Genomic DNA, 7051 nt, shown 5'->3' with positions numbered 1-7051 from the left:
ATTACCTGATACTTTTTGATCAAACTTATCCAGATCAACCGAATAATCATCATCTTCTTTTTTCAATTTCTTTGGAATTGCATTTGCCGCATCTTCAATTTCTTTTTTCGTGTTGTAATAGACGGAATCTTGAGCTTTTTCATAGTCATTTACCGTTAGCGCAATCCCGGTAGTTACGGTAGCTGCGGATACGATAGCAGCCGCGAGTTCAGCAGCGCCCCAAGCTAACGGAATGACAAATACAAATCGCTTGTGACGGTTTCCTTGTGCCGGCTTTTCCAACCACGATAATACGGTTCTGGTAGAAGCGCCGTGTTCTTCAAATACGGTTTCCCCTGTATGCTTGTCTACAACCCGAATGTCGGACGTTCGCGGAATTTCATGGTACGTTACGTAGGTCGTGTAGTCCACTTTGTGGATGGTAAATCGTTTCTCCTGATCACCTGATCAACGGAATAGGATGGCTCAACGCCATATGGTTTTAAATTATTTTATCATGAAAATCATGGTATTAAAAGCGAAAAATTGGGTGTAGTAACAAAAACTTTGATATTCCAACCTCACCCCCTCCAACAGTAAGAAAATTTTTATAGGACGACATATATCGACAGTAAATTTCAAATTATTCCTGTATCGTTAGTTGACGATGTAACGGTTGCTGGGGAATCATCCCAAAATGCAATACATCGCTGCCGGTAGGCAACAGATTGAGCTTGGATAGGGTGGAAATTTTTGGAGGAGGAAAGTTATGAATATATTCATTCTACTATGTTTTATGATCGTTTTTATTTGCAGGTTATTTTTCTTAGGGATTTCAAAAAAGAACGAAAAACAGTTGCTTCAAAGCGGGGGCAAAGAATATGGCACTAGTAATACAAAACTACTTACAATAGCACATATTATATTTTATATAGGCTCTATTACGGAAGCTTGGATAAGAAAGGCTTCCTTTGACTGGATTTCTTTCATTGGAATTGTAGTTCTCATTTTCTCTCTTCTCATGTTAACCATTGTTGTGAAACAATTAGGTAGTTTATGGACAATTAAACTGATTATTGCGCAAAATCATACTTATATTGATACATGGTTATTTCGAAAAGTGAAACACCCAAATTATTATCTAAATATTATTCCAGAACTAATTGGCCTAAGTATACTTTGCCATTCATGGATTACCCTTAGTATTGGTTCTCCATTTTATCTATTGTTTTTAATGAGGAGGATAATTAAGGAAAATGAAGTGATGGATGCAATAAAACGATGAACAAGGCATGAATACGCTGGTTCAGTTAGCAGCATAATGAAATTTGTGTGAAATAACAGCGGGAGTCTTTTATAATGATTATAAAATAGCTTGACGAATTTAATTGATTAGTTAATAATAATAATTACAAAATGTGTTCGGAATATGCGGCATGCATGTTCAGAATATACTTTATTTCACCCAAATATAAGCTAAAGGAGATATGGCCATGTCACTTATTGGAACAGAAGTACTGCCATTCAGAGCATCCGCATTTCACAATGGTAAATTTATTGAGGTTGCCGAGGAAAATTTCAAAGGGAAATGGAGCATCGTTTGCTTTTATCCAGCCGACTTTACATTCGTGTGCCCTACGGAGCTTGAAGATCTGCAGAACCACTACGAAACCTTTAAGCAACTTGGCGTTGAAGTATACTCCGTTTCGACAGACACGCATTTTACACATAAAGCATGGCATGAAAGCTCTTCTGCCATTGGCAAGGTAGAGTACATTATGATCGGGGATCCTTCCCACGTGCTCTCCCGCAACTTCGATGTACTGATTGAAGCCGAAGGTCTTGCGGACCGCGGTACGTTCATCATCGATCCGGACGGGGTGATCCAAGCAGCTGAGATTAATGCAGGAGGGATTGGCCGCGATGCAGGTGCTCTTGTTAACAAGATTAAGGCGGCGCAATATGTCCGCAACCATCCAGGTGAAGTATGCCCGGCAAAATGGAAGGAAGGCGGGCAAACGCTGAAGCCAAGCCTCGATCTCGTAGGCAAGATTTAAGGTGTGGAAGATGAGACTAGATCAAGAAATTAAAAATCAACTCACACAATATCTCCAGCTCCTGGAAGGCGATGTGGTGCTCCAAGTCAGTGCAGGCTCGGACGCTGCATCGGAAGACATGCTGGCCCTGGTCAATGAAATTGTCAGCATGTCCTCCAAGATAACGGTGGAGAGAGCGCAATTATCTCGAACGCCGAGCTTTCGTGTCAATCGCGCGGGAGAAGATACGGGCGTCACCTTTGCCGGGACTCCTTTGGGGCACGAGTTTACCTCCTTAGTATTGGCTCTGCTGCAGGTTAGCGGAAGACCTCCTAAGGTGGAGCAAAGTGTGATTGACCAGATCAAAAGCATTCGCGGCGAATATAAGTTTGAAACTTATGTCAGCCTGAGCTGCCATAATTGTCCTGATGTGGTGCAAGCGCTGAACTTGATGAGCGTCCTCCATCCTGGCATTTCGCATACGATGATTGACGGTGCTGTATTCAAAGAAGAGGTAGAAAGCAAAGACATTATGTCGGTCCCAAGCGTTTACCTTAATGGTGAATTTTTCGAAAGCGGCCGTATGACCGTTGAAGAAATTGTTGCCAAGTTGGGCAGTGCTCCAGATGCATCCGAGTTTGACAAGAAGGAACCTTATGACGTGCTTGTTGTCGGCGGCGGCCCTGGAGGCGCAAGCGCAGCAATTTACGCGGCGCGCAAAGGGATTCGCACAGGTCTTGTTGCTGAGCGCTTCGGCGGTCAGGTTAACGACACCTTGGGCATTGAGAACTTTATCAGTGTAACATATACGGAAGGTCCTCAACTCGTAGCGAATATGGAGCAGCAAGTGAAAGCGTACAACATCGACGTCATGAAGCTGCAGCGTGCCAAGCGGTTAGAGAAAAAGGATCTTATCGAAATTGAGCTCGAAAACGGTGCCGTTCTGAAGAGCAAGACGGTCATCGTATCGACAGGCGCTCGTTGGCGGAATATCGGTGTGCCTGGGGAAGCTGAGTTCAAGAACAAAGGGGTAGCTTACTGCCCGCATTGTGACGGTCCTTTGTTCACCGGCAAAGATGTCGCCGTGATTGGCGGCGGCAACTCGGGTGTCGAGGCGGCGCTTGATCTTGCAGGTATTGTGAAATATGTAACGGTGCTTGAGTTCGCGCCAGAGCTCAAAGCGGATGCCGTACTGCAAGAACGCCTGTACAGTCTGCCTAATGTTACGGTACTGAAGAACGTGCAGACGCAAGAAATAACCGGAACAGATAAGGTGAACGGAATTTCCTATGTCGAGCGTGATACAGGAGTAACGAAGCATATTGAACTGCAAGGCGTGTTTGTGCAGATCGGTCTTGTTCCGAATACGGATTGGTTAGCGGACACGGTTGAACGCACGCGTACAGGTGAAATCGTGGTAGACAGCCATGGCGCTACCAACGTATCAGGCGTATTTGCGGCTGGCGATTGCACGAATAGTCCATATAAGCAGATCATTATATCGATGGGATCTGGCGCTACGGCAGCTTTGGGGGCGTTCGATTATCTCATCCGCAATTAATCGATATGGATCACAAGTGAACCAAGAGCCCTTCAAGGGAAGTGAGAGCCGGAATATGGGCATATTCGCGATGAGAGTTCCCGATCTTATCGAGCAAGCGACATTGCAGCAGATGCTCCGGCTGCTCCCTCCGGATCGGCAGGGCAAAATCAACCGTTTCCATCACCAAGCCGATGCCTACCGGAGCTTGCTGGCGGAGGTGCTCGTCCGCAAAATCATTGGGGAGAGAACAGGGCTTGCCAATTCCCAAATCCGGTTCCATTACAACAGCTTTGGCAAGCCGGAGCTCGCTTCGGAGCTTCACTTGTTTTTTAATATTTCCCACTCCGGCGAGTGGATCGCCTGTGCCGTGCATAACAGAGAGGTAGGCATTGATGTGGAGCAGATGAAGCCTATCGATTTGAGCGTCGCGAGACGATTTTTCTCGGCAGAAGAATGTGAACGGATGGAGAATGAGCCGCCGGAAGGCAGGCTGAGGCTGTTCTATGACTTATGGACGCTGAAGGAAAGCTATGTCAAGCTGCGCGGACAGGGCCTGTCCATTCCGCTTGATTCCTTTTCCGTCCACAAGTCAGACCAGGGGGAGTGCTATCTCCGTTCTCCGGCTAATTTAGCGTCCCGCTTTTTTTTCAAACAATATCATTTGGCTGATCCATATTGTTTGTCCATTTGCGCGGTTGAACCCGCATTTCCTGCTGACATGATCAGATGGGACTACCCTGCGTTTTTGTCCGAGCTAAACGCAGATACCCATTTCTTTCTTTAAGTAAAGATCGAGGAATGCATAAATAAGCCTGTAGCGGCAGCTTTTGCCGTATACAGGCTTGCTCAACTTTAGCAAGAAATGGCGCTGCAAGCGTTGTTCCTATGTTCCTGTTCTCGGTCTGCCCTTTCTACAAAGACTTGATAAGGTCAAGCACTTGACGCGCTCGATGTTCGTACGTATGATTACGGACAACATGTCGTTGCCCTTCTGCTGCGATCGTGGCGGCTTGGTCCGGATGGCTTAGATAATACCGCAGCTTCTCAAGCATATCTTCCTTCGAATCATAGATCACATAATGGACTCCGTTCTCGAACAATTCCGATTGTTCGGGAGTATGATCTGTCAGGACGAGTGCCCCGCACCCCATCCCTTCGAAGATTCTCATGTTAAAGGATTTAATGGTATCGGCGGTTTGGTTGAAGACGATTTTCGAATTTCCATAATGTTTGCTCAGCTCTTCCAAAAATAGCGTTTTCCGGAGCGACAGATGCGCCTTCCCTTGCAGGTTCGCTTCAATGCAGCGAAGACTTTCATTCCGATTTTTATAAAGTTCATGTCCGCGCGTCCCAACGAAAGAAACGTCGATACGGCGCATCGCATAAGGGATGTCCGAATGAAACAAATGGGGATCTACCCCGAACGGGAAAAATCGGACCGATACGTGAAAGCGGGATGCAAGGTGCAAGGAATGTGACATCAGCAGGATATCGGGACGATATAGGTCGCACATCTCCAGATTCGCCGCGAGACGATTTTCTCCGTGATGGATCCAGAAGAGAACGGGCGCGTGGACCTGATCCCGGTGCTTAATCGCAACCCGAGGGCGGGTAGGACTCTCGACGAACAGAACCGCTGCATACTTTTTGGTATCTAGTGCGGAGAAATCGGCGGCATCGATGATAACATCGACATCAATACCGATATTGCCAAAGGCCCTTTCCAAATAGCTTCCCGGTGTGTAAGGGGTTTTTCCGAAGCACATCAAAATACGCTGCGGTTGCATACTCAATTTGTTCCAACCTCCTTTTGTAGCCTATGGAAGAAAGGCTCCGCCAACCTATTCATGTTTTGATAGTAGACGACTTGTTTATCAAGTGCGGCGACCGTTTCGCCATAGTTCGCTTCGATGCGGCTTGATAAATGCATGAGCTCGTGGCCGAGGGTCGGGCTATCGATCGAGATGACGTAACGGATCGCATCGATGGAAGCGGCGAAATCGAACACCTTGAACCGGTATCCAAGCGCGATAAAAGGGACCCGCATAACGGCCGACAGCACCGCGGCGTGTAGTTTGAAATCGACCGTAAATTTACATTGGCCGATCATGCTCATCAATTCGTACGGATTTACGGTTTCACATAGACGCACGCGATTCTCATTTCCTATTTTATGCATCAGTTTTCGGCTGGCGGGGATATCGCGAGGCCACATGACGAACATAAGAATGGAATAGCCTTGCCGGATCCATTCCTTGGCCGCTGTGACCAACTTGTCCTCCACGGAAGCCTCGTCATGGCCGAAGACTTGATTCATCGCTGTGCCCCAGTTGATTCCAATATAGGGCCTGTCAGGCGACAGGGGCGGCTTGTACGAGACGGGCTGTGCTTCCTCCGGCGTAAGGAGCAATGCAGGGTCGCCGCTCACCGCGATGTTCTCCGCAGCGACTCCCGCCAGTTGGAGAAATGCTTGACTGAGAGGACCTCGAACTGCCGCGAAGCGGGCGCCCCGGAATACATCGCTTTGGATACCTTGGGCGGTAAGCTCGGCAGGTAGCGGGGTACGGTTAAGCATGGCGTCTAGACTTTTTTTAGGTACAAGCTTATCCACGCCGGAACCCCAAATATAGTACGGTGTGCTGCCTTTATACGCCTCTTCGAGCTTCGCAAGATAGGTGGGGGCGATTAAAGAACCACCCCCAAGCACAACGGCATCGAATGCCAATGGGTCGGCGTCATGGGCTGATGATCCGACGACATGGTAGCGGCTCGCTTCGAGGTTCTTGTTGAAGTGATGCCGAAACACATCCCACATGACTTGGTCCCCTGCGTTGTGGTATCCAATCTCACCCAAATATAAGATTCTCTTCACTTCTACACCACCTTTATGCGTGCAACGCTGCTTGCTTTACTCTATAATGATATGGTCGTCACCGCCAATTTGATAGGGACAGCGGTTGAAAATAGTAGAATATGAGAAATGAGAATGCCGTATTTCAGCGATATTTTTTTCATTTAAGGTTCGTTAAAGGTATGGTGCTTATAATTAGAAATCGTAAGGCAGCTGCCTACAAAAAAAGCAAACATGGAGGTATCATAATGATTAACGTGATGAACACAACAAAAAAGAAAGCGGGCGCAGCCATCCTGTGCGGCGCACTTGCTCTTACGCTAGGAACAGGAACAACAACCTTTGCAGCCGCTGGGAACACTGATTCTATGCTTATAAATAATAAAAATGGTGTTATAACCTACTCAACAGACGGTGGACAGACTTGGAGCGAGAACGCTCCTGCAACGATGCCAGCATTGAACATGGGCGAGGGGAATATCAAAATCAAAAATAAATTCGCTTCAGAAGAAGGAATGAAAAGCAAGGTGATGGTCAAACTGGAAGACGGCGTGAAGCTGTACTCTACGGATGACGGCCAGACCTGGAGCGAGACAGCGCCAGAAGGGATGCCGGCATTCAAGATGGGCGAAGGAAATATCA

At 47.2% G+C, this 7051-nt stretch carries 7 protein-coding genes and 1 pseudogene; 5 read left to right on the top strand and 3 right to left on the bottom strand.

From position 1 onward, the window contains the following. A pseudogene (locus PPOP_RS24555) lies at positions 1–282 on the bottom strand (glucuronyl hydrolase); the annotation flags it as partial. Between the two features lie 466 nt (positions 283–748). Between PPOP_RS24555 and PPOP_RS16080 the strand changes: the two are divergent. From PPOP_RS16080 to PPOP_RS16065, 4 genes are all read left to right on the top strand, one after another. Continuing rightward, a complete protein-coding gene (locus tag PPOP_RS16080) occupies positions 749–1264 on the top strand; it encodes an isoprenylcysteine carboxylmethyltransferase family protein (protein ID WP_006287682.1) in 516 nt (171 codons plus the stop codon). A gap of 208 nt (positions 1265–1472) precedes the next feature. Continuing rightward, on the top strand, positions 1473–2036 hold the full coding sequence (gene ahpC, locus PPOP_RS16075) for an alkyl hydroperoxide reductase subunit C (protein WP_006287681.1): 564 nt from the start codon (positions 1473–1475) through the stop codon (positions 2034–2036). A 10-nt stretch (positions 2037–2046) separates the two neighbouring features. Further along, entirely contained in the window at positions 2047–3576 is a 1530-nt protein-coding gene (ahpF, locus tag PPOP_RS16070) for an alkyl hydroperoxide reductase subunit F (protein ID WP_006287680.1), read from the top strand. Positions 3577–3631: 55 nt separating this feature from the next. Continuing rightward, complete coding sequence (locus PPOP_RS16065; RefSeq protein ID WP_042229340.1) at positions 3632–4342, top strand: 4'-phosphopantetheinyl transferase family protein; 711 nt, start codon at positions 3632–3634, stop codon at positions 4340–4342. Between the two features lie 127 nt (positions 4343–4469). Here the strand turns inward: PPOP_RS16065 and PPOP_RS16060 are convergent, their stop codons facing one another. Together PPOP_RS16060 and PPOP_RS16055 are read right to left on the bottom strand one after the other, a co-directional pair. Beyond that, positions 4470–5345 carry a CgeB family protein gene (locus PPOP_RS16060; protein WP_234399874.1) on the bottom strand — a complete coding sequence of 292 codons (876 nt, stop codon included), beginning with the start codon at positions 5343–5345 and terminating at the stop codon, positions 4470–4472. Between the two features lie 2 nt (positions 5346–5347). Further along, positions 5348–6430 (bottom strand): polysaccharide pyruvyl transferase family protein, encoded by a 1083-nt coding sequence (locus tag PPOP_RS16055; protein ID WP_042229339.1) that lies wholly within the window; start codon positions 6428–6430, stop codon positions 5348–5350. Positions 6431–6657: 227 nt separating this feature from the next. Here PPOP_RS16055 and PPOP_RS16050 point away from each other — a divergent pair. Next, positions 6658–7051, top strand: a 394-nt coding sequence (locus tag PPOP_RS16050) for a sialidase family protein (protein ID WP_006287676.1), incomplete at its 3' end; no start/stop codon positions are given.

The organism is Paenibacillus popilliae ATCC 14706 (genome assembly GCF_000315235.1).
Taxonomy (GTDB): Bacteria; Bacillota; Bacilli; order Paenibacillales; family Paenibacillaceae; genus Paenibacillus_B; species Paenibacillus_B popilliae.
Note: the sequence above shows the minus strand (reverse complement) of the source record. Positions and strands in the feature narration are given on the sequence as shown.

What these genes read in the sequence shown, in the direction of transcription:
- ahpC (WP_006287681.1), top strand. Translation starts at nt 1,473, where the DNA reads ATGTCACTTATTGGAACAGAAGTACTGCCATTCAGAGCATCCGCATTT.
- PPOP_RS16065 (WP_042229340.1), top strand. Translation starts at nt 3,632, where the DNA reads ATGGGCATATTCGCGATGAGAGTTCCCGATCTTATCGAGCAAGCGACA.
- PPOP_RS16060 (WP_234399874.1), bottom strand. Translation starts at nt 5,345, where the DNA reads ATGCAACCGCAGCGTATTTTGATGTGCTTCGGAAAAACCCCTTACACA.
- ahpF (WP_006287680.1), top strand. Translation starts at nt 2,047, where the DNA reads ATGAGACTAGATCAAGAAATTAAAAATCAACTCACACAATATCTCCAG.
- PPOP_RS16080 (WP_006287682.1), top strand. Translation starts at nt 749, where the DNA reads ATGAATATATTCATTCTACTATGTTTTATGATCGTTTTTATTTGCAGG.